This window comes from Paraburkholderia sp. WC7.3g, from assembly GCF_050436345.1.
In the GTDB taxonomy this organism is placed as follows: Bacteria; Pseudomonadota; Gammaproteobacteria; order Burkholderiales; family Burkholderiaceae; genus Paraburkholderia; species Paraburkholderia podalyriae.
Window position 1 is genome coordinate 1287862 of sequence record NZ_JBNDMA010000002.1, and the last position, 24583, is coordinate 1312444.

Consider the following 24583-nt stretch of genomic DNA (forward strand, 5'->3'; position numbering starts at 1 on the left):
GCTAATTGCTGACAGGGCGCAAAACTGGTGCAGTCGCGCGCGTCGCGCTTCGTTCGGGTGCGCATCGCGCCGCGACGAAGCGTACTTCGCCGCCAGCGGAGCGCCGCTGGCTCACACGGACCGTTGGCGGCGCATCGGCGGTGCATGGGCGGCATCAATGCGCCGCGTCTTTGTGCATGACGCGCGCTCTGCCTACACTGAAAGACCACCGACGCATAACAAGGAGACCCGACATGAGCGAAGGCGCTGCCGTCAGCCCACCCGATATGTCCGCTTTCTGGATGCCCTTCACCGCGAACCGCCAGTTCAAGAGCGCGCCGCGGCTGCTCGCGAGCGCGAAGGGGATGTACTACACGACGCACGATGGCCGCCGCGTACTCGACGGCACGGCGGGCTTGTGGTGCGTGAACGCGGGCCATTGCCGCGACGAGATCGTCGCGGCGGTGCAGGCGCAGGCCGCGGAAATGGATTTCGCGCCGACCTTCCAGATGGGGCATCCGAAGGCCTTCGAGGCGGCGACGAAAATCGCGCGTCATACGCCTGGCGATCTGAAGCACATCTTCTTTGCGAACTCGGGTTCCGAAGCGGTCGATACCGCGTTGAAGATCGCGCTGGCCTATCACCGCGCAAAAGGCGAAGGGCAGCGCACACGGATGATCGGACGCGAGCGCGGTTATCACGGTGTCGGCTTCGGCGGGATCTCGGTCGGCGGTATCGCGCCGAATCGCAAGGCGTTTTCAGGCGGGCTGCTGCCCGCGGTCGATCATCTGCCGCACACGCTGAATCTGAAGGAGGCGGCGTTTTCGAAGGGGCAGCCGGCGTGGGGCGCGCATCTGGCCGACGAACTCGAGCGGCTCGTCACGCTGCACGATGCGTCGACGATCGCCGCGGTGATCGTCGAGCCGGTGGCGGGCTCGACCGGCGTATTGATTGCGCCGCAAGGCTACCTGCAGCGTTTGCGGGAGATTTGCGACAAGCACGGCATCCTGCTGATCTTCGACGAAGTGATTACCGGCTGGGGACGCCTCGGCGCACCGTTCGCCGCGCAGTACTTCGGCGTGACGCCCGATCTGCTGACGATGGCCAAGGGCACCAACAACGCCGCGGCGCCGATGGGCGCGGTCGCGGCGAGCGCGAAGATTCACGACACGATCGTGGGCGGCGCGCCGGGCGGCATCGAACTATTCCACGGCTATACGTATTCGGGGCATCCGATTGCGGCGGCCGCCGCGTGCGCGACCATCGATCTGTACGAACGCGAGCAGCTATTCGAACGGGCCGCGCGGATGGCGCCTGTCTTTGAACGCGCGATTCACAAGCTGCGCGGCGAGCCGCATGTGATCGATGTGCGCAATCTGGGGCTCGTCGGCGGTGTGGAGCTGGCGTCGCGCGACGGCGCGCCGGGCGCGCGGGCCTACGATGTGTTCGTGCGTTGTTTCGAGAAGGGCGTGCTCACGCGCTATACCGGCGATATTCTCGCGTTCTCGCCGCCGTTGATCGTCGATGACGCGCAGATCGACGAGATCTTTGGGACGGTGGCGGAGGTGTTGAGGGAGACGACGTAGCGGGAGGTGGGGGCGTGGGCACAAAAAAAGCCGACTTGTGAGGGTCGGCTTTCCGTATGCGAGTGTCTTAAACCGATGGTTCAGGTTCGACTTCAAGCGGCTGACTAGTCGCAGCTAATCTTCTTGACGACCTCACCGGGGCCATAAACAAGCCGGCATTCTTTATAGGAAGCTGGCAGTTGCCTTGTAAGCACGATGCCAGTGCCTTCATATCGACACCCGAGCCAGATCGGGACACCGCTTGATCGAAAGCGCCACCGGGCTATTCGCTCGTGGCCCGACAATGCGGTGTCGCTAGTCGGGGCGATGCTTGCGTTCTTTTTCGGATCGTCATCGAAGAATGTTACTCCCTGCAAAAAGCGAGGTGACGTATCCATCCGGGGCGTCCATTCTTGGGATATTGGTTGACTCAATGACTCATTGACTGAAATTGATGTCAAGCACGCCAATTCTGTTGCGCAAGCCTGATTCGTGAGAAAGAGGCCGAGTGACGCGATCACCGCCACTACCGGGAGATTTGATTTCACCATTCGATCACCGAGAAAGCATTCGCATTGTTGCCCCAAGCCCCCGGAATGGGGATGCCAATAAATTGTTCGCCGGCGTACCTGATTCTGGCTGTTCCACTGATCCATGACCTGAATACCAGTGGCGTCCTGTCCGAGATAGATAGCCGCGTGCTTGCCGGTACTTCCATGGTGCGGATACCTGCCGCCCACAAACGTGGCAATGGCGGTTCCCGACGGGATCGGGTCTGTTTGACCGGAGGCTATCCTCACGATTTTCGTACCCTCGCGCCACACCGCTGTATTGGGTGCGTTCACGGTTTGCCGAATGAACTCAACGCACTCCGTATGACCTTTCGCATTGGGAAAGCGTTTCCCGCTGTAGCTCGCCGCGTTAGCTAATACGTGACTCATATCGATTGACCAAAAACTATGAATGTTCAAAGCTACCCGCGAAACGCCCATCGTCCATTTGGGCATAGTCTGAAAAGATGTGGGGGCGGCAGTATGTCTTGAGTGATCTTTTCTGCCTGCTCCTGAGATACAAGCGCGGGTTTGGAGTCGGTCCAGCTACGGATCCATCCGATGATTGTCCTCACGTCGCTGACAGAAAATGAATGCTTCGGCGACAGCAATACGCGTGAGACAACGTTTTGCTCTGCGAAGTCCAGCATCCGCAGGGAAATCACCCGCTTCAAAAGCAGAATCTCAATTTCACCGTTGACGCGATTAGAGCCAAGCTCGAACTCGCGCTCGTCGCGACGATGCTCAATCCGAAAGAGCTCTGCATCGTGGAAGCTTGGGAAATTCTGGATATCCCGCACGTTTGCGTAATTTGATTCTTCCATTTCATTTCATCGCGTCATGCCGGCACAGTCGAATGATTCGGGAGCGACTGTCCCGCCTTCAATCACCAAATGTTTCGCGTCGCGCTTCGACCCGAAGAACCGCCAGTTCTCGTGATCCGATGTTACGTCCGGCGCGACAATCAAACGCAACGCTTGCGACAAAGACACGACCAGGCAGCAGTCAGAGTTGGCCGATATGCTCTCGACGATGATGGGTGCATTTCGCGCTAACCATTGCCGCAGACGCAGCGCAAATGCGTTAGCCTCCTCGTCGGGACCCCTGAGAGACTCTTCGGTTGCGATGACTTTGCCCGCCTCGCTCAGCGTCCAGGCGCACTGAATATGAAGAGCCCATGCGCTGACCTGCCTGGGCAAACCATAAAAGTTTTTCTCTTCGTGCTTCGGGCCAAAACCCAAGGTAAGCATATCCGCTGCACGACTGACGCTGCTCCATTCCAAGCCGCGAAGTGCTGACAAGCGGCGCTCGATTTCTCTCTGATCGTTAGAGGGTGTTAGGCACTTTCTGTCGGACCTGGTATCCTGGCAGGATGAAGAAACGCAGACCCTATCCAACGGATGTATCGGATGAAGAGTGGTATTTCGCCGCTCCGTACCTGACCTTGATGAACAAGGACGCACCGCAGCGGCGCTACGAACTGCGCGAGATGTTCAACGCGTTGCGCTGGATCGTACGCGCGGGTGCACCTTGGCGCTTGTTGCCCAATGATTTTCCACCGTGGGAACTGGTGTACCAGCAAACGCAACGCTGGATTCAGGCCGGCTGTTTCGAGGCCATGGTAAATGACCTGCGTTCGATCATCCGGGTCGCGCAGCAGCGCCGTGGTCAACCCAGCGCAGTCATTCTCGATGGGCGGACCCTGCAGTCGACCTGCGAGAGTGGGCCTCGCGCCGGATACGACGGCTACAAACGCAAACGCGGCAGCAAGGTCCACATGGCGGTTGACACTCTGGGGCAGTTGCTTGCTGTGCATGTCACGCCGCCCAACGAACAGGAACGCGCGCAGGTCGGAGAACTGGCGCGTCAGGTTCAGCAGGCCACAGGCCAGACGGTCAAGGTGGCGTTCGCCGATCAGGGATATACCGGCGAAGAGCCTGCGCAGGCAGCCCTCGACGAAGGAATCGAGCTTCAGGTGATCAAGCTGTCGGAGGCGAAAAAGGGCTTTGTGCTGTTGCCGCGCCGCTGGGTGGTCGAGCGCAGCTTCGGCTGGCTCAATCGCTTCCGCCGACTGGCCAGAGACTACGAACGATTGCCCGAGACCCTAGCTGGTTTGCACTTCGTCGTATTCTCCGTGCTTATGCTTGTCCACTTTGCAGCCCTTAACAAAAGTGCCTAACACCCTCTAATCGTCAAAATTCCTCTCAAACTGTCTGGTCTCACTCACCCAACTGACGCACTGATGATCCACCGGCCATCGGTGTCGGGGTTCCGGTTCTGGACACCATGAAACGTCAATCAGAGACGCTTTTGTAGGCTTGCGACGGACGCGCGAGCTTAGCCAGGAGCAATGATTGAGTCGATCAATTCGGCGCCGCCTTCGATATCTTCGTGCCCAATAAAACGCGACACTTCCATATGCCCATCGTCGAATACATCAATTTCGACGCGCTGGCCGACGACGGTTATGGAAAGAAGCACGCTACCCGGTCGTTGGCGGCTTAAGGCATAGTGAATTTTGGCATCGTCAAGCTTGTCGAGCAGGTCATACAGTGGATGTGGCATGGCTATCGTTCCATTTCTTGGATCGTCCGTCACCCGCGGTCCGTTGGGCAGAACAGATATGTCGGGCCTGTTCATGTTTCGACGATTGGCACGTCGCGGCACGAACAGATAGCTGAGAGAAATGGCACAAAAATGCCGACTTGTGGGGGTCGGGTTTCCGTTTTCCAAGGATCCTAAACCGATGGTTCGGTTTCTACATGAAGGGAATCAAACTCTATAAGCAATTCAGCGCCTAATGTGGCCTCAACAACCGCAATTTTTCTCAACGGCTTCCCTTTTTCCCAAGGGTAGGTGTTGTCCAGCGAGGCTAGCGCCTTCCGGTGCCCGTCCGAATTGAAATCGGTCAGTACCTTGATCGAGTAGATAATGTTCTGTATCAGAAAGTCATTGACCCAACATCGGGTGGCCCCGCTAAACGACAGCCGTACGCGGTCCTTCTTGTTGTCGAACATCAGGCGAAGTTCGACGACCTGTTTGTCCATGTCTGCTGCTATGCCGAGCAGGTACCAGTCGTGAAACGATTCATACTTTTCGATAATTTTCATTTTGGATCATCCATCCATCAGGGGTTCCATGGACTGAAGGGTACAACCAAGTCCCCACCGTCTCTCGCGCCGCCATTCCAGTTATGTGCGTGCGGTTTCATGCCATTATGAAAATGGTCGAAATCTAGGTCTACAACAGGTTTTCCATCATCTCCGAATAGCCGCATTTGACCGCTGCCTGGATTGGTGTGCCACGTACCAGGTTCGCCATAGTTTGGCGTTTTGCCAATGTCGAATGAGTCCCCGTCAGGCATACCCGACCGGTACTCGAACGGCTGCGCGTTACCAAGTAGCGTTGAGGCGTCGCCCGCCGACGTCCCGACCAAGGCGACAGCCACACCGAACAGACCGCCGTCACTGCTGCCGCCAGACATGGCTGCTTGCGCGGCGAACAACCCCGTTTGCCGTGTGGCCGGATCGTACCGGCCGACCGGCATGGGTCCGCCGTTCGTGAGATAGACTGCCCGCGCCGCGAGATTCCCCAGCGGCGTGCCGTGTGACTGCGGAAACAGGTCAGCACGACGCCCTTTAATCGCAAGCAGCGTGCCCCTACGCACCTCGTCGAGAAGCGCACTGATAACCCACCAGCCATCTGTCTCGGGGTTCCGGTCCCGCACGTTATGAAACCACAGCCAGCGATGCTTGATGATGCGCTCGACCAGCCCCCGGTCCTCCCCCCACTTGCGACGGTTCAGTCCGGCAATACCGAGAAATTCCCGCGTTTCTGCTTTGGCCTTCTCGAGGTCGGCTGCCTTGCGCAGGCACGCCTTGTAGTGCCACTCGTCGCAGATGACATAACAAGCACCCGGAGGCCTATGGCAAAACATCTCCACGGAGTGCATCTCGAATACGGACAAGGACATAGGTGTGCCGACGATCCATTTGAAGTCGCTGCCCGGATCGGCAGCGACCAGATGATCACCGTGCGACAGGGTTGTCCGTATATGGGCGACAGCCCAAAATTTCCGCCGCTTTCGCCAGCGCGCGCAACAGTCGTCGCGCAGCAGAGACGTACGCGAAGAACCGTTAGTCCCTGCTTAATGATGGGCTGAATGATCGCGCCGAAAAAGCGAACACCCCGCAACCGGTCGATCCTGCGGGGTGTTCGTCACCGTTTCTGGCGTAGCGCCAATGAAAAGCGGCGCAAGGACCGTCAGCCCTTGCGCCGCTTCAACGCGCTGCCTTCGCGGTGAATTTCAGTAAGTCGGAACCGACGGATCGACCTGACGCGACCACGCGTCGATGCCGCCTTGCAGATTGAACACGTTGGCGTGTCCGCGCGATTCGAGGAACATCGCGACCTGCGCACTACGCGCGCCGTGATGGCAGATGCAGACGATCTGCGCGTCGTCATCGAGCTCTTCACTGCGCGCGGGAATCTCGCGCATCGGAATCGACACGACGCCGGCCATCGACGCCGTTTGCAGTTCCCACGGCTCGCGCACGTCGAGCAGCACGGGTGCGGGGCGCGAGGTATCGGCGAGCCATTCGGCGAGCGCGGGAGCGGTCAGATTTTGCATCAGCAGGACATCCAGTTCAAAGGACGGCGGCTCACTAGGCCCGTCCGGATCAACAATACACCTCGAAGCGCAGCTTAGAACCGGAACCGCGGCGGCTGCACTGCATTGGCGAGCGGCTCGACGTAGATTTCGAACACGTCGGAGATGCGGTATTGCTTCTCGTCGATGCGCGTGATGATTTGCGCCTTCATCACCGGCGCGCTGCCGACGAACGCCGCGAGACGGCCGCCGACCTTCAACTGTTCGAGAATTTCCTGCGGCAGCACCGGCAAACCGCCCGACACGCAGATCACGTCGTACGGCGCCGCGCCGCTCCAGCCGCGCGCGGCGTCACCGGTCGCGACTTCGACGTTCAGCACGCCGTTGGCGATCAGGTTGGTTTTCGCGAGTTCGGCCAGTTCCGGTTCGATGTCGACCGTCAGCACATGTTGCGCGCGATGCGCGAGCAGCGCCGCCATGTAACCCGAGCCCGCGCCGATTTCGAGCACGCTTTCGTGCTTCTTCACCGCCAGTTCCTGCAGCACGCGGGCCTCGACGCGCGGCGCCAGCATGTGCTGGCCGGCCGGCAACGGCACTTCGAAGTCGGCGAAAGCGAGGTTGCGGTAAGCGGCGGGGACGAAATTCTCACGTTTGACGATCGACAGCAGATTCAGCACGTCCTGGTCGAGCACTTCCCAGGGGCGGATCTGCTGTTCGATCATGTTGAAACGCGCTTGCTCGATGTTCATGGTGGATTCGGCGGTTTTGGTTTGGCGAGCGGGCGGCGGCTGCCGCTGACGTTTGTCCTGACCCGGCCCCGGCGGATTGCCGCGACCGCGGCTTCGGAGCAAGGCGTTCGCTTGCAAGCCGCGTCAGGGGAACGGCGGGATTGTACCAAATGGCGCACACGCCCCGGACGCTCGCGGGCAAGCGCGAGGCCGGGCGGCCCCGTGTTAATCCCTAGCGATCCGTCCTTGCGATTCGCCTCGCCATCGCCAAAAAATGTAATCGATTACATTCCCGTTGCGAGGCCGTGTGTCCCGAACGCCATCCCGATCGTCGCCGGCCGTGTTGTCCGGCGCGGGCAGTCAACCTCAACCCCAGTCGCAGGCGCCGCCGCCGCGCGCGGCCGAGGGGCCGTCGATTGCCGGCGTCGCCGAACAGGCGGGCGTGTCGGTCGCGACGGTGTCGCGCGTGCTGAACGGCCATCAGAATGTGCGGCCCGCCACGCGCGACAGGGTGCTTGCCGCGATCGACGCAAGCGGCTACCGCGTGAACGAACTCGCGCGCAATCTGCGCACCGCCGAAAGCCGCCTGCTGTTGACGATGGTGCCGGACTTCGGCAATCCGTTTTACGCGGAGATCGTGCGCGGCATCGATAGCGTCGCGCGTCAGCACGGCTATTTCATGCTGCTATGCGACACCGGCGCGGACCCGGGGCGTGAGCGCAGCTACTTCGACATGCTGCGGCGCCGCCGCGCGGACGGCGCGATCTGCCTCGATCCGGCGACGATCCAGCAGGCGCTCGGCGAGGCATCGCAGGCGCTGCCGTGGGTCGCTTGCTGCGAGTTCGATCCGCAGATGGGCGTACCGTACGTCGGCATCGACAACTACCGCGCGGCGGGCGACGCCGTGCGCCATCTGCTCGCGCGGGGCCACCGGCGCATTGGTCTCATCAATTCCGACGTCGACTATCTGTATGCGCGCCAGCGTCAGCAGGGTTACCTCGACGCATTGAGCGACGCGGGCATCGCGCCCGATCCGCGCTGGCGCATGAATCTGAACAGCCTCGATTACGAAGCGGGTGCTTCGGCCGCAGCTGGGTTGATGCGGCAGTCCGATGCGCCGAGCGCGATCTTCGCGGTGTCGGACACGCTCGCGATCGGCGTGATCCACGGCTTGCGCGGGGTCGGCAAGCGCGTGCCCGACGACGTCGCCGTGGCCGGCTTCGACGACATCTCGCTCGCCGCGCAGATCGATCCGCCGCTCACGACGATCGCGCAGCCGATGCGCGAGCTCGGCGAGACCGCCGCGCGTCTGCTGCTGCAACGCCTCGCGAATCCGCAGGCCAACGTGCCGGGCGTGCTGCTGCCGCATCGTCTGGTGATCCGTGGGAGTGCGTGAGCCATGAGCCTCGCGATCCGCTTCGACGACATCCGCAAGGACTTCGGCCCGGTGCGCGTGCTGCACGGCGTGAGCTTCGAGCTGGCGCCCGGCCGCATCTACGGTCTGCTCGGCGAGAACGGCGCGGGCAAGTCGACGCTGATGAAAATCCTCGCCGGTTATGAAACCGCAACATCGGGCAGCGTGCTGGTCGAAGGCCACGCGCAGCGCTTCGCCGGTTCGCGCGACGCCGAGGCGCAGGGCATCGTGCTGATCCACCAGGAGTTCAACCTCGCCGAGCATCTGACGATCGCGCAGAACATGTACCTTGGTCACGAGAAGCGCCGCGGCTGGCTCGTCGACGATGTCGCGATGCGCGGCGACGCCGCCCGCTATCTCGCGCAGGTCGGACTCGAGCGTGCGCCGGACACGAAGGTGCGCGAACTGATCGTCGCGGAAAAGCAGATGGTCGAGATCGCGAAGGCGCTGTCGCGCCGCGCGCGTCTGTTGATCATGGACGAGCCGACCGCGACGCTGACGCCCGCCGAAACCGAACGGCTGTTCGCGCTGATGCTGAAGCTCAAGGCCGACGGCGTGACGATCGTCTACATCTCGCACAAGCTCGATGAAGTCGAGCGCATCACGGACGAAGTGATCGTGATGCGCGACGGCCGCTTCGTCGCGCGCGGCGAAACCACGGGGCTCGCGCGTCAGCAGATGGCGAATCTGATGGTCGGGCGCGACGTGTCCGACATGTTCCCCGACAAGCAGACGGTGCCCGCCGACACGCCGATCGCGTTGCGCGTGAGTGGCCTCGCGGTGCCCGACTGGGTCGAGGATCTGAGCTTCGAGGTGCGCACGGGCGAAGTGCTCGGCTTCGCGGGGCTCGTCGGCGCGGGGCGCACCGAGGCGTTCGAGGCGATCATCGGCTTGCGCAAACGCACCGGCGGCAGCATTGAAATCGCGGGCCGGCCAGTCGATCTGAAGAGTCCGCGCGACGCGATGCGCCACGGTCTTACGTATCTGAGCGAGGACCGCAAGGGCAAAGGCCTGCACGTCGACCTGAGCCTGCAGGACAACGTCACGCTGATGACGCTCGAACGCTACGCGCATCCGCTGCTCGACATCAAAGCGGGACGCGCGGCTTTGCAGAAGGCCGTCCGCGAATTCGGCGTTCGCACCGGCGAACTGTCGAGCCGCGCGCGCATGCTGTCGGGCGGCAACCAGCAGAAGCTCGCGCTCGCGAAGTTCCTGCAGCCCGACCCGAACGTGATCGTGCTCGACGAGCCGACGCGCGGCGTCGACGTCGGCGCGAAACGCGACATCTACTTCCTGATTCATCGGCTTGCCGCGCAGGGCCGCGCGGTGATCGTCATCTCATCCGAACTGATCGAGCTGATCGGCTTATGCCATCGCGTCGCCGTAATGCGCGCGGGACGCCTGCAAGCGACGCTGACGCTCGAGCATCTGACCGAAGAGGAGTTGATCGCTCATGCGACCGGCACCCACTGAAGCCGTGCAATCACGCCGCGCGCTGCGCGTCGCGCAGCGGCTCTACACGCTCGGGCCGCTTGCCGGGCTGATCGTGCTGTGCATCGTCGGCACGCTGCTCAATCGCGACTTCGCGACGCTCGGCAACCTGATGAACGTGCTCACGCGCACGTCGTTCATCGGCATCATCGCGGTCGGCATGACCTTCGTGATCATCTCGGGCGGCATCGATCTGTCGGTCGGCTCGATGGCCGCGTTGATCGCGGGCACCATGATCTGGCTGATGAACGGGCTCGCAGCCGGTGCGGCCGGTCATGCGTTGCCGCCGCTCGTGATCGTGACGATCGGCATCGTCGCGGCGCTCGTGCTCGGTGCGCTGTTCGGCTGCGCGCATGGGCTGCTGATCACTAAAGGCCGCATCGAGCCATTCATCGTCACGCTCGGCACGCTCGGGATTTTTCGCGCGGTGCTGACATGGCTCGCCGATGGCGGCGCGCTGACGCTCAATGATTCGCTATCCGATCTCTACGGTCCCGTCTATTACGCGAGCCTGTTCGGCGTGCCGGTGCCGATCTGGGTGTTTCTCGTGGTCGCGGCGGGCGGCGCGCTGATCCTCAATCGCACCGCGTTCGGCCGGCACGTGCAGGCGATCGGCTCGAACGAACAGGTCGCGCGGTATGCGGCGATTCGCGTCGATACGGTGAAAATCGTCACGTATGTGCTGCTCGGGATTTGCGTGGGCGTGGCCACGGTGCTCTACGTGCCGCGCCTCGGCTCCGCCACGCCGACCACGGGCCTGTTGTGGGAGCTCGAAGCGATCGCGTCGGTGGTGGTCGGCGGCACCGCGCTGAAGGGCGGCGAGGGACGCGTGATCGGCACCGTGATCGGCGCGATCCTGCTGTCGGTGATCGCGAACATCCTGAACCTGACCAGCATCATCAGCGTGTATCTGAACGCGGCGGTGCAGGGCGTGGTGATTATTTTCGTCGCGTTCGTGCAGCGTGGGCGGCGCTAGCCGCGCGCTTCCAGGCGGCGCGAGCGCAGTGAAAAAAGCGCGGTGAACAAATCGCAGCAAAGCAGGCACAGTAAAGCAGGCGCGGTAAACCAACGGCAGGTCCGAAAAATCGGGGCGAGCGAACGCCTCATGATTGGAGACACACACCATGAAGCAAGTCATTCGAGCGATCGGCGCCGGCGTGCTGGCGTTGGGGATACTGGGCACGAGCGGCGCGGCGCGCGCCGACGACAAGGTCACGCTGGGCGTTGCGATTCCGACGGCCGATCACGGCTTCACCGGCGGCATCGTCTGGTGGGCGAACAAGGCGAAGGAGGACCTCGAGAAGGCGCATCCCGATCTGAAGGTGATCGTGAAGACCGCGGCCAACGCGCCCGAGCAGGCGAACCAGTTGCAGGATCTCGTGACGGTCAACAAGATCAACGCGCTCGTGATCTTCCCGTACGAATCGGCGACGCTGACCCAACCGGTCGAGCAGGTGAAGCGAAGGGGCGTGTACGTGACGGTAGTCGATCGTGGCCTGACGAACACGAGCGCGCAGGATGCCTACGTGGCCGGCGACAACACCGCGTTCGGCAAGATTCCAGCCGAGTACCTGGCGAAGGCACTCGACGGCAAGGGCAACGTCGTCGCGCTGCGCGGCATTCCGACCACGCTCGACAACGAGCGCTGGACCGCCTTCACCGGCGTGATGAAAAACTATCCGGACATCAAGATCCTCGACGCGAAGTACGCGAACTGGAATCGCGACGACGCGTTCAAGGTGATGCAGGACTACCTGACGCGCTTCAAGCACATTGACGCCGTATGGGCCGCCGACGACGACATGGCGGTCGGCGTGTTGAAGGCGATCGATCAGGCGAAGCGCAACGACATCAAGATCGTGTTCGGCGGCGCGGGCTCGAAGGGCATGGTGAAGAACGTGATGGACGGCGCGCCGATGATCAAGGCCGACGTGTCGTACTCGCCGAAATTCATCTACGACGCGATCAAGCTGACGGCCGAAGCGCGGCTGAAGGGCGACAAGCTGCCGGCCACGACGATCATTCCGTCGGTGCTGATCACGAAGGAAAACGCCCAGCAGTTCTACTTCCCGGACTCGCCGTTCTGAGCGGCGCTCCGGGCATCGTCTAGCGTGCGTGGGCGCGACCCCCGCGCAAAGTTCGAGGAACCGTACGATGAAAACCATCAAAGGGCCGGCGATTTTTCTCGCGCAGTTCCTGGGCGACGACGTGCCGTTCGACAACCTCGCGCATCTCGCGGATTGGGCCGCGGGTCTCGGCTTCAAGGGCATCCAGGTGCCGTGCGACCCGCGCCTGATCGATCTCGACAAGGCGGCCGCGAGCGACGCGTATTGCGACGAACTGCGCGAGAGCGCCGACAACGCGGGCGTCGCGATCACCGAACTATCGACGCATCTGCAGGGGCAACTGGTCGCCGTGCATCCGGCTTACGATACGTTGTTCGACGGCTTCGCCGCGCCGCACGTGCGCGGCCATCCGGCGGCGCGCACGGAATGGGCGATCGCGCAGATGAAGCTTGCGGCGCAGGCGTCGCGTCGTTTGGGTTTGCGCACGCACGTGTCGTTTTCGGGCGCGCTCGCGTGGCCGTATCTGTACCCGTGGCCGCAGCGGCCGGCCGGTCTCGTCGAACTCGCGTTCGATGAACTCGCGCGCCGCTGGACGCCGATTCTCGATGCGTTCGACGCGGCCGGCGTCGACGTCTGCTACGAACTGCATCCGGGCGAAGACCTGCACGACGGCGTGACGTTCGAGCGTTTTCTCGCAGCGGTCAAACAGCATCCGCGCGCGAACATCCTGTACGACCCGAGCCACTTCGTGCTGCAACAGCTCGACTATCTCGCGTTCATCGACATCTATCACGAGCGCATCAAGGCGTTTCATGTGAAGGACGCGGAGTTTCGTCCGACCGGCAAGCAGGGCGTGTACGGCGGCTATAGCGGCTGGGTCGAGCGCGCGGGGCGCTTTCGCTCGCTCGGCGATGGGCAGATCGACTTCGGCGCGATCTTCTCGAAGATGGCGCAGTTCGATTTTCCGGGCTGGGCCGTGCTCGAATGGGAATGCGCGTTGAAGCATCCGCACGACGGCGCGCGCGAAGGCGCCGAGTTCATCCGCCGGCACATCATCCGCGTGGCCGAGCATGCATTCGATGACTTCGCGGGCAGCGGTGTCGATACCGCGCAGCTAAAGAGCGTGCTGGGCATCTGACCGATGGGCGGTACCTGTCGGTGCAACGGAGGACGCAAAAGAGGGGAGCGCAAGCGATGCAGCGAAGAAGGCTCAGGCTGGGCATGGTCGGCGGCGGGCAGGGCGCGTTCATCGGCGCGGTGCATCGGATCGCGGCGCGGCTCGACGATCGTTTCGAACTGGTGGCGGGCGCGTTGTCGTCCGATCCCGAGCGCGCGCGGGCGAGCGCGCTCGAAGCGGGCGTCGCGCGCAGCTACGCGGACTGGCGCGAGATGGCGCGCGCCGAGGCCGCGCGCGACGACGGCATCGACGCGGTCGCGATCGTCACGCCAAACCATCTGCATGCGCCGGTCGCGACGGCGTTTCTCGAAGCGCAGATCCACGTGATCTGCGACAAGCCGCTCGCGGTTTCGCTCGCTGAAGGCGAAGCGCTCGCGAAGCTTGCGCAGTCAAAAAAGCGGCTGTTTGCGTTGACGCATACCTATTCGGGCTACCCGCTGGTGCGGCATGCGCGCGAGCTGGTCGAACATGGCGAGCTGGGCGAGATACGCGTCGTGCAGGTCGAGTATGCGCAGGACTGGCTCGCCGAGCCGGTCGAAACCGGCGGCGCGAACAAGCAGGCGGGCTGGCGTACCGATCCGGCGCTGGCTGGTCCGGCCGGGTGCCTCGGCGATATCGGCACGCACGCGTATCAGCTGGCCGCTTTCGTGACGGGAATGACGCCGCGGGCGCTGTGCGCGGAGTTGCACACGTTCGTGCCGGGACGTCGTATCGACGATCACGTGCAGGCGATGCTGCGTTATGCGAACGGCGCGCGCGGCATGTTGTGGGCGAGCCAGGTGGCGAGCGGCGCGGAAAACGCGCTGCGCTTGCGCGTGTATGGCACGAAGGCGGGACTCGCGTTCGATCAGGAGGAGCCGAACGCGTTGTGGTTCACGCCGTTGGGCGGTGCTGCCGAGCGCTTGACACGCGCTCGTGTGAAAAGTCCGGTTGCCGCGCATGCGACGCGCGTGCCGGCCGGGCATCCGGAAGGCTATCTGGAAGCCTTCGCGCAGTTGTACAAGGATGCGGCATTGCAGATCGATGCGCTGAACGAAGGTCGCGCGCTGCCACCGGAAAGCCTGTTGTTGACGACGGTCGATGATGGCGTCGACGGTTTGCGGTTTATCGAGGCGGTGCTGAAAAGCAGTGCGGCGGATGGACGGTGGGTGGAGATCGCAAGGGCGTGAAGCGTTGAACTGAAGCGCAAGGCCGGCGAAGCTGCCGAAGCGTCAACCGCCCTTGCTTTTCTTGATCTGCGCTTCGAATGCGATATCGAACTTGCTGGCCTTGCGCGGTTTCTGCGGGCCATAGGCATCGACGAACTTGACGAAGTCGTCGAGTGTCAGCGGGTCGGACACTTTCTTGTCGACCCCGCCCGATTTGTCGACCAGATAGAACAGGCCGCCGGACAGACTGATCGCGGCGAAGCGCGGGTTGCCGGTACGCGTTTTCAGGCGCTCGACGGCGTGAATGGCTCGGGTAGTGCGCATGATGGGGCCGCGGGTGCTGATTGGGTAGAGCGCTACTTTAGCAGTTCAACTCCCGATGCAACGCCCGATACTCCTGCGCCAGCTTATGCCCCGGATCGAGATGAATGACGGGTGTCGCCAGCTGATGCGATTCACGGATCTTCACCGACGATGACAAGCGCGACCCCAGCACCGGCAACCCTTCGCCGATCAGTTCGTCGACGAGCTTCTGCGGCAGGCTCGCGCGAGGCTGGAACTGGTTGATGACGATGCCTTCCACCTCCAGCGCGGCGTTGTGATCCTGCTGGATCTCCTTGACGTTTTCGAGCAGCGTATAGAGCGCGCGACGCGAAAAGTCGTCGCAGTCGAACGGAATCAGGCAACGCTCGACGGCGATCAGCGCCGAGCGCGTGTAGAAGTTCAGAGCGGGCGGCGTGTCGATGTAAATCGCGTCGTACATGTCGAGCTCGTTCAGCGCGTCGCGCAGCTTATAGATCTTGTAGCGCGATTCGAGCTTGCCGTGCAGCGTGTCGAGGTCGGGATGGGCGGGCATCACGTCGAGATTCTCGAAGCGCGTCGGATGGACGAACGAGGTGGCTTCCACAGGCCTGAAGCTGAAGCCGAGCGCTGTTTCGAAGAAGCCGGCGACGGTGGGGTTGACCTCGCTCGCCTGCGCGCCGAGCAGGTACTGGGTCGAATTCGCCTGGGCGTCGAGGTCGATCACCAGCGTGCGCAATCCTTCGCTCGCGCTGATGGCCGCCAGGTTGCAGACGATGGTCGATTTGCCGACGCCACCTTTCTGATTGAATACAACGCGCCGCATGGTCTCCCCTTGAACGGAAGCGATTACAAAGCGCCCAGCATACCTGAGTCGGGTGACGGCAAAGATTTTGACGGGTCGCGAGGCCCCGATGCAAGATTACTGGCTCAGATAAACAAACTTGCCATTCTTGATGGTGCCCATCACGCTCGCCCGCTGATCGAGACCGACGTGATCTTTCGGGCTCGTATTGACGACGCCGTTCGGCACCACCAGTTCATGCGCGTGCTCGAGCTCGTCGCGCAACGCGACGCGAAACGCCGGCGTGCCCGGCTGCGCGGTCTTCAACGCGCGCGCGACGGCGTCCTGCAGGCGCGGGTATACGCCGGCCGCGTCACCCGCGAACTGCGTGACGCTGCCGGGACCGTACTTCGCCTCGTACGCATCGACGAATGCGAGCGCCGCCTTCTTCGACGGATGATCGGCCGGCAGCGTGCGCGCGACGACGACCGGCTGCGTCGGGAACAGCGTGCCTTCCACGTCTTTGCCGCCGAGCTTGATGAACTCCGGCGTCGCAATGCCGTGCGTCTGATAGATCGGCCCCTTGTAGCCGCGCTCGATCAGCGTGCGCTGCGGCAGCACCGTCGGCGTGCCCGCGCCGGCGACAAGGATCGCGTCGGGTCTGGCGGCCATCAGCTTCAGGATCTGGCCGGTCACGCTGGCGTCGGTGCGGTTGTAGCGCTCGGTGGCGACGAGCTGGATATGGCGCAGCGCCGCGAACTTGCTGAACTCGTTGAGCCAGCTTTCGCCATAGCCATCCGCGAAGCCGATGAAGCCGACCGTCTTCACGTTGTGGTTCGACATGTAGCGCGTCATCACATCGGCCATCGCGCGATCGGTCTGCGCCATCTTGTAGGCCCAGATTTTTTTGCCTTCCTGCGGCTCGACGACGCTTGCCGAGCCGATCAGCGTGATCATCGGCGTCTGGCTCCCGGCGACCGGATCGAGCGCGGCCATCGCGGCGGGCGTGATGTTCGGGCCGACGATCACGTCGACGTGGTCTTCGTTGATCAGCTTGCGGATGTTGCGCACCGCGTTGCCGGGGTCGGACGCGTCGTCGAGGAAGATGTAGTCGGCTTTCTGGCCGGCGATCGTCTGCGGCCACATCAGCATCGCGTTCTTGCTCGTGATGCCGATGACGGCGGCCGGCCCGGTGGACGACAGATCGACGCCGACTTTCAGGTCGGCGTGCGCCGCGCTGGCGACGAGTAGCGCCGCGGCTGCGAGGCCGCGCAGGGTGTTGCGTACTTTATTGTTATGCAACTTCATCGGAAGGTCTCCGTAGCGAGAGAGCGGTATGGAAGCGGTTCAAAGTTCGTAGGTTTCGTGTTCGCCCTTCAGCGCCTGCTCGATCAGCTTGCGGTTCAGGCTCGGCGACAGCAGCTCGACGAGCGTGTACACGTAGCTGCGCAGATACGCCCCCTGTTTCAGTGCGACGCGCGTCACGTTGCTGCCGAACAGATGGCCGACCGGCATCGCGCGCAATTGGCGGTCGCGCTCGGCGTTGAACGCGATGTCGGCCATGATGCCGACGCCGAGACCCAGCTCGACATAAGTCTTGATCACGTCGGCGTCGATCGCCTCGAGCACGATGTCCGGATGCAGACCGCGCAGGCGGAACGCCTCGTTGATCTTGGTGCGGCCGGCGAACGCGTTGTCGTAGGTGATCAGCGGGTACTGGGTCAGGTCGTCGATCGACAGCAGCTTGCGCTCGAGCAGCGGATGGTCCGGCTGCATCACCGCGACGTGGTGCCACTGGAAGCAGGGCAGCGACACCAGATCCTTGTAGTTCGAGATCGCCTCGGTCGCGATCGCGAGGTCGGCCTGGTCGTGCAACACCATTTCGGCGACCTGGGTGGGACTGCCTTGCAGAATTGAAAGGTGAACCTTCGGAAAGCGCTTCTTGAACTCGGCGATCGCCGCGGGCAGCGAGTAGCGTGCCTGCGTGTGGGTCGCGGCGATCGTCAGGTTGCCCTGATCCTGCGCCGCGAAGTCCTTGCCGACCCGCTTCAGGCTTTCCACTTCCTGCAGGATTTTTTCGACCGACTCCAATATGATGCGGCCCGGCTCCGTGAGTGAGCGCACGCGCTTGCCGTGGCGGGTGAAGATTTCGACGCCGAGTTCGTCCTCCAACTCGATGATCGCCTTCGAGACGCCCGGCTGGCTCGTATACAGCGCCTTGGCGGCTTCGGTGAGGTTGAAGTTCTGCCGCACAGCCTCGCGAACGAAGCGGAATTGGTGCAGATTCATATATAACCTCGCCGCATATAAAAAGAATTTTTTAGTCGTTTGAAATATAAGGCGAGTTTATTACGATCTGTCCATCTTTTTCAATATGGATATCTGTATTTGTTATAAGCAAATGAGCGATGGGTCTAAACGCTCGCTTGCGATAGCTGACAAAGCGGATATTCAAGCCGCGGCCGAGCCGGACGGTCGCGTGTCACGCAAGTTTCAAAAAATTGGGGTCCCCGAATGTACCAATACGATCAGTACGACCAGACCATCGTCGATGAACGGGTCGCGCAGTACGCCGATCAGGTTCGCCGCCGCTTGTCGGGCGAATTGAGCGAAGAGGAATTCCGTCCGCTGCGTCTGCAGAACGGCCTGTACTATCAGCGCCACGCGTACATGCACCGCATCGCGATTCCGTACGGCAACTTGCGCAGCGATCAGATGCGCGTGCTCGCGCTGATCGCGCGTGAACACGACCGCGGCTACGGCCATTTCTCGACGCGTTCGAACATCCAGTACAACTGGATCAAGCTCGAAGAAACGCCGGAGATTCTGCGCAAGCTCGCGTCGGTGCAGATGCACGGCATTCAGACCTCGGGCAACTGCATTCGCAACATCACCGCGGATCAATTCGCCGGCGTCGCGCCCGACGAAGTGGTCGATCCGCGTCCGTGGGCCGAAATCCTGCGTCAATGGTCGACGTTCCACCCCGAATTCGCGTGGCTGCCGCGCAAGTTCAAGATCGCCGTGTCGGGTTCGAAGGAAGACCGCGCGGCTGTGCAGATCCACGACATGGGCGTGTATCTGCGCAGGAACGAACAGGGCGAACTGGTGGCCGACATCCTCGCGGGTGGCGGTCTGGGCCGCACGCCGATCGTCGGCGCGGTGATCCGCCGCGATCTGCCGTGGCAGCACCTGCTGACCTATAGCGAAGCCGTGTTGCGGGTGTACAACCGCTACGGCCGCCGCGACAACATGTACAAGGCGCGTATCAAGATTCTGGTGAAGGCGCTGTCGCCGGAGAAGTTCGCCGCGCAGGTCGAAGAAGAGTGGCAGCACCTGAAGGACGGCCCGTCGACGCTCACGCAGGCCGAAGTCGATCGCGTGACGCAATACTTCGCGCCGCCCGCTTACGACAAACTGCCGGACACCGACACGTCGTTCGAAAAACATCTGCTCGAAAACCGTGCGTTCGCGCGCTGGGTCGAGCGTAACGTGCGTCCGCACAAGGTGGCGGGCTACGCGTCGGTCACGCTGTCGCTGAAGCCGACCACGGTCGCGCCGGGCGACGCGACCGATGTGCAGATGGAAGCGGTCGCCGACTGGGCCGACGAGTACTCGTTCGGCAAGGTTCGCGTGTCGCACGAACAGAACCTGATCCTCGCCGACGTCAAGAAGCGCGACCTGTTCGCGCTGTGGGAAAAGGCCAAGGCGCAGGGTTTCGCGACGCCGAACATCGGCCTGTTGACCGACATCATCTCGTGCCCGGGCGGTGACTTCTGCTCGCTCGCGAATGCGAAGTCGATTCCGATCGCGCTCGCGATCCAGGAACGCTTCAACGACCTCGACTACGTGTACGACCTCGGCGACGTGTCGCTGAACATCTCGGGCTGCATCAACGCGTGCGGTCACCATCACGTCGGCAACATCGGCATTCTGGGCGTCGACAAGGACGGCTCCGAGTGGTACCAGGTGACGCTCGGCGGCGAGCAGGGCACGGGAGCGACCGGCGCTCACCTTGGCCGTGTGATCGGCCCGTCGTTCTCGGCCGAGGAAATGCCCGACGTGATGACGAAGGTGATCGATACGTTCGTGGAAAACCGCCACGAAGGCGAACGTTTCATCGATACGTACACCCGCATCGGCATCGCGCCGTTCAAGGAGCGCGTGTACGCCGCGCGTCAACCGGCTCACGCGTAACCGCGAAAAGGATACTGAACAGATGGCTTCTATCATCAAGAACCGCGCGATCGTCAACGACGACTGGAGCGTCGTGCGTCCCGCGGAAGATGGCGCTTTGCCCGCGGTGAGCGAACTGCCGGCCGGCAAGGTGATCGTGCCGCTGGCGCTGTGGCAGGCCGAGCGCGACGCGCTCGTTGCCGCGCGTCAAGCCGCCGACATCGGCGTGTGGCTCGCGCCGGATAACGAACCGGCGGACATCGTCAGCGACTTCGACAAGCTCGCGCTGATCGCCGTGGACTTCCCGGTGTTCCGCGACGGCCGCGGCTACAGCATCGGCCGTTTGCTGCGCGAGCGCTATGGCTACACCGGCGAACTGCGCGCGATCGGCGACGTGCTGCGCGACCAGATCACCTTCATGTTCCGCTGCGGCTTCGACGCGTATGCACTGCGCGCCGACAAGGACATCAACGACGCGTTGAAAGCGTTCGACGACTTCAGCGTGCAGTACCAGGGCGCCGTGGACACGTCGCCGCTATTCCGCCGCCGTGCGACGCAGACTGGCGCCGCCAAGGTGCCGGCATGAGCGCCGCCCAATCGTTGAGCCCGGAGCTCGCAGCGAAGGTCGAGCGTCTCGACGCGCTGCTCGACTCGATCGCTGCGCGTCACGCGAACGTCAAGCTCGCGAGCAGCCTCGCGGCCGAAGACATGCTGCTCACGCACGCGATCCTGTCGCGCGGCGTGAAGATTGGCGTCTTCTCGCTGAACACGGGGCGTCTGCATGCGGAAACGCTGGGCATGCTGGATCGCGTGAAAGAGCGCTACGGCTACGACATCGAGCAGTTCCATCCGCAGGTGGCCGCGGTCGAGCAATATGTGAGCGAGCACGGCCTGAACGCATTCTATGAAAGCGTCGAGCTGCGCAAGCGCTGCTGCGAGATCCGCAAGGTCGAACCGCTCAATCGCGCGCTCGCCGACGTCAGCGCCTGGGTGACCGGGCAGCGCCGCGAGCAGTCGGTCACGCGTACCGAGCTGCACGAGGAAGAGCACGACGGCGCGCGCAACATCGCCAAGTTCAATCCGCTCGCGGACTGGACCGAAGCCGAAGTCTGGGATTATCTTAAGGCGTTTGATGCGCCGGTCAATCCGCTGCATGCGCGCGGTTATCCGAGCATCGGCTGCGAGCCTTGTACGCGCGCGATCCGCCCAGGCGAGGACAGCCGGGCGGGGCGCTGGTGGTGGGAGTCGCGCGATACGAAGGAATGCGGCTTGCATATCACGGCGATTACTCCGATTGCGGTCGAGCGCAACGAAAACGCGTCGGCCTGAGCGCTGCGTACCGAGCTTGCGGCGCACTACCGCCGAAACCGATCTGAATACTTTCGCCCGTGCGAGAAGCGCTTGCCGGGCGAACCAACGAAGGACCCGCTATGAGCACCACGCTCGATTCCACTGTCAACGCTCCGCTTGCCAACACGGTCAACCGGATGGATCACCTCGATTGGCTCGAGGCCGAGTCGATTCACATCCTGCGCGAACTGGTCGCCGAATGCAGCAAGCCGGCGCTGCTGTTTTCGGGCGGCAAGGACTCCGTCGTGGTGCTCGCGCTCGCACTGAAGGCGTTCGGCCTCGGCGCGAACCGCAAGACGCAGCTTCCGTTCCCGCTCGTGCATATCGACACGGGCCATAACTACGGCGAAGTGATCGACTTCCGCGATCGTCGCGCACAACAGATCGGCGCGGAACTGGTGGTCGGCCACGTTGAAGATTCGATCAAGCGCGGCACCGTGCGTCTGCGTCGCGAAACGGATTCGCGCAATGCCGCGCAGGCGGTGACGCTGCTCGAGACGATCGAGAAATACGGCTACACGGCGATGATCGGCGGCGCGCGCCGAGACGAAGAAAAGGCCCGCGCGAAAGAGCGTATCTTCTCGTTCCGCGACGAATTCGGCCAGTGGGACCCGAAGGCCCAGCGCCCGGAACTGTGGAGCCTCTACAACGCTCGTCTGCACAAGGGCGAACACATGCGCGTATTCCCGATCTCGAACTGGACTGAGCTAGACGTGTGGCAGTACATCGCGCGTGAACAGCTCGAACTGCCGTCGATCTACTACGCGCACCAGCGCGAGATCGTGCGCCGCAACGGCCTGCTCGTGCCGGTCACGCCGCTCACGCCGATGCGCGAAGGCGAGACGAGCGAACAGACGCTCGTGCGCTTCCGCACGGTCGGCGACATCAGCTGCACGTGCCCGGTCGAAAGCGACGCGGACGACATCGAGAAAATCATCGCCGAAACGGCCGTCACTGAAATCACGGAACGCGGCGCGACGCGGATGGACGATCAGGTGTCGGAAGCGGCGATGGAGCAGCGCAAAAAGCAGGGTTATTTCTAAGCACGACAGAGGGACAAGGAAAATCATGAGCAGTATTCATCAACCAGAAGACCTCGGCGTGCTGCGTTTCATCACCGCGGGCAGCGTCGACGACGGCAAGAGCACGCTGATCGGCCGCCTGTTGTACGACAGCAAGGCCGTATTGAGCGACCAGCTGTCGGCGCTGTCGCGCGCGAAAAACAAGCGCACGGTCGGCGACGAAATCGATCTGTCGCTGCTGACAGACGGCCTCGAAGCCGAGCGCGAGCAGGGCATCACGATCGACGTCGCGTACCGCTACTTCGCGACCGCGAAGCGCAAGTTCATCATCGCCGATACGCCGGGCCACGAGCAGTACACGCGCAACATGGTGACGGGTGCGTCGACCGCGCATGCCGCGATCATCCTCGTCGACGCGACGCGCGTGACGTTCGAAAACGGCGTCGCGCAACTGCTGCCTCAAACCAAGCGTCATAGCGCGATCGTCAAGCTGCTCGGTCTGCAGCACGCGATCGTCGCGATCAACAAGATGGACCTCGTCGACTACAGCGAAGCACGCTTCAACGAGATCCGCGACGCGTACGTCGAGCTCGCGCGTCACCTCGGTCTGCAGGATGTGCGCTTTGTGCCGGTGTCGGCGCTGAAGGGCGACAACATCGTCACGGCGAGCGAGCGCATGCCGTGGTACGCAGGCGAGCCGCTGCTCGACGTGCTCGAAGCGCTGCCGGTCGAAACCGCGAGCGGCGAGGCGCTGCGCTTCCCGGTGCAGTGGGTTGCGCGTCAGGACGGCAGTCAGGCCGACGATTTCCGCGGCTACATGGGCCGTGTTGAATCGGGTGAAGTGAAGCTCGGCGACACGATCGTCGTGCTGCCCGCCAATCGCGAGGCGACCGTCGCCGAGATCATCGCGCCGGTGGTTGGCGGCACCGCCCAGGTGGACCGCGCGTTCGCCGGTCAGACGGTGACGATCCGTCTTGCGGAAGATGTCGACGTGTCGCGCGGCGACACCTTCGTGCTGTGCGAAGCGGCACCGGAACCGGCGAAGAAGCTCGAAGCGGACCTGTGCTGGTTCGACGACACGCCGCTGTCGACGCAGCGAAAGTATCTGCTGAAGCAGACCACCAGTACGGTGTTTGCGAAGATCGGCGCGATCAAGGAAGTGCTCGACGTGCATACGCTGTCGCAGGCGACCGATCGCAACGAACTGGCGATGAACGACATCGGTCGTGTCGCGTTGACGCTGCAGAAGCCGCTCGTGTGCGACGCGTACGACTCGCATCAGGGTACCGGTGCGTTCGTGCTGATCGACGAGGCGACGAACCACACGGTCGCGGCCGGCATGATCCGGGCGTTTTCCGCCTGAGCACGACATAAGCAAGGCAAGGGCGACGCAGGCGGCGCAACGCGCGGCCGCGTACGCTCCAATGAACAGGTTGATGCCAATGGGTAAGGTTTATCTGATCGGCGCGGGACCCGGTGCCGCGGACCTGATTACGGTACGCGGCGCGCGGCTGCTCGGCGCCGCCGACGTCGTGCTGCACGACGCGCTGGTCGAGCCGGCGATGCTCGACTACGCGCCCACGCGCGCGAAGCGCATTGCGGTCGGCAAGCGCTGCGGCCAGCTATCGACGGCCCAGCAGTTCATCAACAAGCAGATCGTCGATGCGGCTTTGGAGCACGACGTGGTCGTGCGTTTGAAAGGCGGCGATCCGATGCTGTTCGGCCGCGCCGACGAAGAGATGCGCGCGCTCGAAGCCGCGGGCATCGAGTATGAGGTCGTGCCGGGCATCACCGCCGCGCTGGCGAGCGCGGCAACGCTGAAGCGTTCGCTGACGCTGCGCGGCGTGTCGCGCAGCGTCGCGCTGGCGACGTTTAGCCGCGCGCCTGGTTCCGATGAGATCCGCGAGCAGGTCAACGCCGATTCGCTAGTGTTCTACATGGGGCGCGACAGCGGCGTCGAAATCGCGCAGCAACTGATCGACGCCGGCAAGCCCGCGACGACGCCCGTGGCGATCGTCGAGGCGTGCAGCACGCCGCGCGAACGCATGCTGACGTTGACGCTGGAAGATCTTGCGGCCGGCGAAGCGCAGCGCTGGGTCGATGCGTCGCAGCCGAGTCTGTTGATGATCGGCGAGGCGTTCGCAGAGCGGCAGATCGACGCGAAGTGCCCGTCGAATGGGATGCTGGTCGCGGCTTGAATTGTCCCGGCAGGCCGGCCTGACAGCG

At 63.0% G+C, this 24583-nt stretch carries 27 protein-coding genes; 15 read left to right on the top strand and 12 right to left on the bottom strand.

Annotated features, from left to right (window positions below):
- The first annotated feature begins 233 nt into the window (after positions 1-233).
- Positions 234-1565, top strand: coding sequence for an aspartate aminotransferase family protein (locus OKW43_RS17450; RefSeq protein ID WP_429448687.1), 1332 nt, complete (start codon positions 234-236; stop codon positions 1563-1565).
- A gap of 104 nt (positions 1566-1669) precedes the next feature.
- Here the strand turns inward: OKW43_RS17450 and OKW43_RS17455 are convergent, their stop codons facing one another.
- Genes OKW43_RS17455 through OKW43_RS17465 form a run of 3 tightly spaced genes read right to left on the bottom strand, consistent with a single transcriptional unit; the run spans position 1670 to position 3396 of the window.
- A complete protein-coding gene (locus OKW43_RS17455; protein WP_429448689.1) occupies positions 1670-2485 on the bottom strand; it encodes a BPSL0067 family protein in 816 nt (271 codons plus the stop codon).
- A 32-nt stretch (positions 2486-2517) separates the two neighbouring features.
- Positions 2518-2919, bottom strand: coding sequence for a hypothetical protein (locus tag OKW43_RS17460; RefSeq protein ID WP_429448691.1), 402 nt, complete (start codon positions 2917-2919; stop codon positions 2518-2520).
- A gap of 6 nt (positions 2920-2925) precedes the next feature.
- Positions 2926-3396, bottom strand: a complete 471-nt coding sequence (locus OKW43_RS17465) for a hypothetical protein (protein WP_187639080.1) — start codon at positions 3394-3396, stop codon at positions 2926-2928.
- Between the two features lie 71 nt (positions 3397-3467).
- Here OKW43_RS17465 and OKW43_RS17470 point away from each other — a divergent pair, with 71 nt between their 5' ends.
- Entirely contained in the window at positions 3468-4274 is an 807-nt protein-coding gene (locus OKW43_RS17470) for an IS5 family transposase (protein ID WP_429448693.1), read from the top strand.
- A gap of 158 nt (positions 4275-4432) precedes the next feature.
- Here the strand turns inward: OKW43_RS17470 and OKW43_RS17475 are convergent, their stop codons facing one another.
- The 3 genes from OKW43_RS17475 to OKW43_RS17485 all read right to left on the bottom strand — a co-directional run bounded on the left by OKW43_RS17475 (position 4433) and on the right by OKW43_RS17485 (position 6068).
- Positions 4433-4660 carry a hypothetical protein gene (locus OKW43_RS17475; RefSeq protein ID WP_429448695.1) on the bottom strand — a complete coding sequence of 76 codons (228 nt, stop codon included), beginning with the start codon at positions 4658-4660 and terminating at the stop codon, positions 4433-4435.
- Positions 4661-4833: 173 nt separating this feature from the next.
- Entirely contained in the window at positions 4834-5205 is a 372-nt protein-coding gene (locus tag OKW43_RS17480; RefSeq protein WP_187636670.1) for a hypothetical protein, read from the bottom strand.
- Between the two features lie 17 nt (positions 5206-5222).
- Complete coding sequence (locus tag OKW43_RS17485) at positions 5223-6068, bottom strand: hypothetical protein (protein ID WP_429448698.1); 846 nt, start codon at positions 6066-6068, stop codon at positions 5223-5225.
- Between the two features lie 189 nt (positions 6069-6257).
- On the opposite strand from OKW43_RS17485, the gene OKW43_RS17490 reads away from it, so the two are divergent.
- Entirely contained in the window at positions 6258-6398 is a 141-nt protein-coding gene (locus OKW43_RS17490) for a hypothetical protein (RefSeq protein WP_429448700.1), read from the top strand.
- Positions 6399-6401: 3 nt separating this feature from the next.
- Here OKW43_RS17490 and OKW43_RS17495 read toward each other — a convergent pair whose 3' ends face one another.
- Both OKW43_RS17495 and OKW43_RS17500 read right to left on the bottom strand, forming a co-directional pair.
- A complete protein-coding gene (locus OKW43_RS17495; protein ID WP_368590219.1) occupies positions 6402-6725 on the bottom strand; it encodes a rhodanese-like domain-containing protein in 324 nt (107 codons plus the stop codon).
- Positions 6726-6799: 74 nt separating this feature from the next.
- Positions 6800-7453: a protein-L-isoaspartate O-methyltransferase family protein gene (locus tag OKW43_RS17500; RefSeq protein WP_429448702.1), complete on the bottom strand. Its 654-nt coding sequence runs from the start codon at positions 7451-7453 to the stop codon at positions 6800-6802.
- Positions 7454-7739: 286 nt separating this feature from the next.
- Here OKW43_RS17500 and OKW43_RS17505 point away from each other — a divergent pair, with 286 nt between their 5' ends.
- The 6 genes from OKW43_RS17505 (at position 7740) to OKW43_RS17530 (ending at position 14749) form a co-directional block, all read left to right on the top strand.
- Positions 7740-8828 (top strand): LacI family DNA-binding transcriptional regulator, encoded by a 1089-nt coding sequence (locus tag OKW43_RS17505; RefSeq protein WP_429448704.1) that lies wholly within the window; start codon positions 7740-7742, stop codon positions 8826-8828.
- 3 nt (positions 8829-8831) lie between these two features.
- Complete coding sequence (locus OKW43_RS17510; protein WP_429448706.1) at positions 8832-10319, top strand: sugar ABC transporter ATP-binding protein; 1488 nt, start codon at positions 8832-8834, stop codon at positions 10317-10319.
- Entirely contained in the window at positions 10300-11313 is a 1014-nt protein-coding gene (locus tag OKW43_RS17515) for an ABC transporter permease (protein WP_429448708.1), read from the top strand. The genes OKW43_RS17510 and OKW43_RS17515 overlap by 20 nt, the downstream gene beginning before the upstream one ends.
- A gap of 148 nt (positions 11314-11461) precedes the next feature.
- Positions 11462-12424, top strand: a complete 963-nt coding sequence (locus tag OKW43_RS17520) for a substrate-binding domain-containing protein (protein ID WP_429448710.1) — start codon at positions 11462-11464, stop codon at positions 12422-12424.
- Between the two features lie 67 nt (positions 12425-12491).
- A complete protein-coding gene (locus OKW43_RS17525; RefSeq protein ID WP_429448712.1) occupies positions 12492-13541 on the top strand; it encodes a sugar phosphate isomerase/epimerase family protein in 1050 nt (349 codons plus the stop codon).
- A gap of 56 nt (positions 13542-13597) precedes the next feature.
- Positions 13598-14749: a Gfo/Idh/MocA family protein gene (locus OKW43_RS17530; protein ID WP_187636661.1), complete on the top strand. Its 1152-nt coding sequence runs from the start codon at positions 13598-13600 to the stop codon at positions 14747-14749.
- 42 nt (positions 14750-14791) lie between these two features.
- On the opposite strand, the gene OKW43_RS17535 is transcribed toward OKW43_RS17530, so the two are convergent.
- The 4 genes from OKW43_RS17535 to OKW43_RS17550 form a co-directional block, all read right to left on the bottom strand.
- The gene (locus OKW43_RS17535; protein ID WP_027196949.1) at positions 14792-15052 is read right to left on the bottom strand and encodes a hypothetical protein; all 261 of its coding nucleotides are present in this window, start codon (positions 15050-15052) and stop codon (positions 14792-14794) included.
- A 37-nt stretch (positions 15053-15089) separates the two neighbouring features.
- Positions 15090-15854, bottom strand: a complete 765-nt coding sequence (locus OKW43_RS17540) for a ParA family protein (protein ID WP_187636660.1) — start codon at positions 15852-15854, stop codon at positions 15090-15092.
- A 96-nt stretch (positions 15855-15950) separates the two neighbouring features.
- Positions 15951-17120: an ABC transporter substrate-binding protein gene (locus OKW43_RS17545; RefSeq protein ID WP_429448714.1), complete on the bottom strand. Its 1170-nt coding sequence runs from the start codon at positions 17118-17120 to the stop codon at positions 15951-15953.
- A gap of 39 nt (positions 17121-17159) precedes the next feature.
- The gene (locus tag OKW43_RS17550; RefSeq protein ID WP_187636658.1) at positions 17160-18101 is read right to left on the bottom strand and encodes a CysB family HTH-type transcriptional regulator; all 942 of its coding nucleotides are present in this window, start codon (positions 18099-18101) and stop codon (positions 17160-17162) included.
- A 225-nt stretch (positions 18102-18326) separates the two neighbouring features.
- Here OKW43_RS17550 and OKW43_RS17555 point away from each other — a divergent pair, with 225 nt between their 5' ends.
- From OKW43_RS17555 to cobA, 6 genes are all read left to right on the top strand, one after another.
- Positions 18327-20006 carry a nitrite/sulfite reductase gene (locus tag OKW43_RS17555; RefSeq protein WP_429448716.1) on the top strand — a complete coding sequence of 560 codons (1680 nt, stop codon included), beginning with the start codon at positions 18327-18329 and terminating at the stop codon, positions 20004-20006.
- A 22-nt stretch (positions 20007-20028) separates the two neighbouring features.
- On the top strand, positions 20029-20571 hold the full coding sequence (locus tag OKW43_RS17560; protein ID WP_187636656.1) for a DUF934 domain-containing protein: 543 nt from the start codon (positions 20029-20031) through the stop codon (positions 20569-20571).
- Positions 20568-21314 (top strand): phosphoadenylyl-sulfate reductase, encoded by a 747-nt coding sequence (locus OKW43_RS17565; protein WP_429448719.1) that lies wholly within the window; start codon positions 20568-20570, stop codon positions 21312-21314. Before OKW43_RS17560 ends, OKW43_RS17565 begins: the two co-directional genes overlap by 4 nt.
- Before the next feature lie 101 nt (positions 21315-21415).
- On the top strand, positions 21416-22378 hold the full coding sequence (gene cysD, locus OKW43_RS17570; RefSeq protein WP_429448721.1) for a sulfate adenylyltransferase subunit CysD: 963 nt from the start codon (positions 21416-21418) through the stop codon (positions 22376-22378).
- A 25-nt stretch (positions 22379-22403) separates the two neighbouring features.
- Positions 22404-23720: a sulfate adenylyltransferase subunit 1 gene (locus OKW43_RS17575; protein ID WP_429448723.1), complete on the top strand. Its 1317-nt coding sequence runs from the start codon at positions 22404-22406 to the stop codon at positions 23718-23720.
- A gap of 79 nt (positions 23721-23799) precedes the next feature.
- Complete coding sequence (gene cobA / locus OKW43_RS17580) at positions 23800-24555, top strand: uroporphyrinogen-III C-methyltransferase (RefSeq protein WP_429448725.1); 756 nt, start codon at positions 23800-23802, stop codon at positions 24553-24555.
- The last annotated feature ends 28 nt before the right edge of the window (positions 24556-24583 follow it).

What these genes read in the sequence shown, in the direction of transcription:
- OKW43_RS17460 (WP_429448691.1), bottom strand. Translation starts at nt 2,919, where the DNA reads ATGGAAGAATCAAATTACGCAAACGTGCGGGATATCCAGAATTTCCCA.
- cobA (WP_429448725.1), top strand. Translation starts at nt 23,800, where the DNA reads ATGGGTAAGGTTTATCTGATCGGCGCGGGACCCGGTGCCGCGGACCTG.
- OKW43_RS17525 (WP_429448712.1), top strand. Translation starts at nt 12,492, where the DNA reads ATGAAAACCATCAAAGGGCCGGCGATTTTTCTCGCGCAGTTCCTGGGC.
- OKW43_RS17510 (WP_429448706.1), top strand. Translation starts at nt 8,832, where the DNA reads ATGAGCCTCGCGATCCGCTTCGACGACATCCGCAAGGACTTCGGCCCG.
- OKW43_RS17455 (WP_429448689.1), bottom strand. Translation starts at nt 2,485, where the DNA reads ATGAGTCACGTATTAGCTAACGCGGCGAGCTACAGCGGGAAACGCTTT.
- OKW43_RS17475 (WP_429448695.1), bottom strand. Translation starts at nt 4,660, where the DNA reads ATGCCACATCCACTGTATGACCTGCTCGACAAGCTTGACGATGCCAAA.
- OKW43_RS17495 (WP_368590219.1), bottom strand. Translation starts at nt 6,725, where the DNA reads ATGCAAAATCTGACCGCTCCCGCGCTCGCCGAATGGCTCGCCGATACC.
- OKW43_RS17530 (WP_187636661.1), top strand. Translation starts at nt 13,598, where the DNA reads ATGCAGCGAAGAAGGCTCAGGCTGGGCATGGTCGGCGGCGGGCAGGGC.
- OKW43_RS17575 (WP_429448723.1), top strand. Translation starts at nt 22,404, where the DNA reads ATGAGCAGTATTCATCAACCAGAAGACCTCGGCGTGCTGCGTTTCATC.
- OKW43_RS17515 (WP_429448708.1), top strand. Translation starts at nt 10,300, where the DNA reads ATGCGACCGGCACCCACTGAAGCCGTGCAATCACGCCGCGCGCTGCGC.
- OKW43_RS17550 (WP_187636658.1), bottom strand. Translation starts at nt 18,101, where the DNA reads ATGAATCTGCACCAATTCCGCTTCGTTCGCGAGGCTGTGCGGCAGAAC.
- OKW43_RS17490 (WP_429448700.1), top strand. Translation starts at nt 6,258, where the DNA reads ATGATCGCGCCGAAAAAGCGAACACCCCGCAACCGGTCGATCCTGCGG.
- OKW43_RS17480 (WP_187636670.1), bottom strand. Translation starts at nt 5,205, where the DNA reads ATGAAAATTATCGAAAAGTATGAATCGTTTCACGACTGGTACCTGCTC.
- OKW43_RS17470 (WP_429448693.1), top strand. Translation starts at nt 3,468, where the DNA reads ATGAAGAAACGCAGACCCTATCCAACGGATGTATCGGATGAAGAGTGG.
- OKW43_RS17555 (WP_429448716.1), top strand. Translation starts at nt 18,327, where the DNA reads ATGTACCAATACGATCAGTACGACCAGACCATCGTCGATGAACGGGTC.
- OKW43_RS17560 (WP_187636656.1), top strand. Translation starts at nt 20,029, where the DNA reads ATGGCTTCTATCATCAAGAACCGCGCGATCGTCAACGACGACTGGAGC.
- OKW43_RS17535 (WP_027196949.1), bottom strand. Translation starts at nt 15,052, where the DNA reads ATGCGCACTACCCGAGCCATTCACGCCGTCGAGCGCCTGAAAACGCGT.
- OKW43_RS17520 (WP_429448710.1), top strand. Translation starts at nt 11,462, where the DNA reads ATGAAGCAAGTCATTCGAGCGATCGGCGCCGGCGTGCTGGCGTTGGGG.
- OKW43_RS17450 (WP_429448687.1), top strand. Translation starts at nt 234, where the DNA reads ATGAGCGAAGGCGCTGCCGTCAGCCCACCCGATATGTCCGCTTTCTGG.
- cysD (WP_429448721.1), top strand. Translation starts at nt 21,416, where the DNA reads ATGAGCACCACGCTCGATTCCACTGTCAACGCTCCGCTTGCCAACACG.
- OKW43_RS17565 (WP_429448719.1), top strand. Translation starts at nt 20,568, where the DNA reads ATGAGCGCCGCCCAATCGTTGAGCCCGGAGCTCGCAGCGAAGGTCGAG.
- OKW43_RS17500 (WP_429448702.1), bottom strand. Translation starts at nt 7,453, where the DNA reads ATGAACATCGAGCAAGCGCGTTTCAACATGATCGAACAGCAGATCCGC.
- OKW43_RS17545 (WP_429448714.1), bottom strand. Translation starts at nt 17,120, where the DNA reads ATGAAGTTGCATAACAATAAAGTACGCAACACCCTGCGCGGCCTCGCA.
- OKW43_RS17540 (WP_187636660.1), bottom strand. Translation starts at nt 15,854, where the DNA reads ATGCGGCGCGTTGTATTCAATCAGAAAGGTGGCGTCGGCAAATCGACC.
- OKW43_RS17485 (WP_429448698.1), bottom strand. Translation starts at nt 6,068, where the DNA reads ATGTCCTTGTCCGTATTCGAGATGCACTCCGTGGAGATGTTTTGCCAT.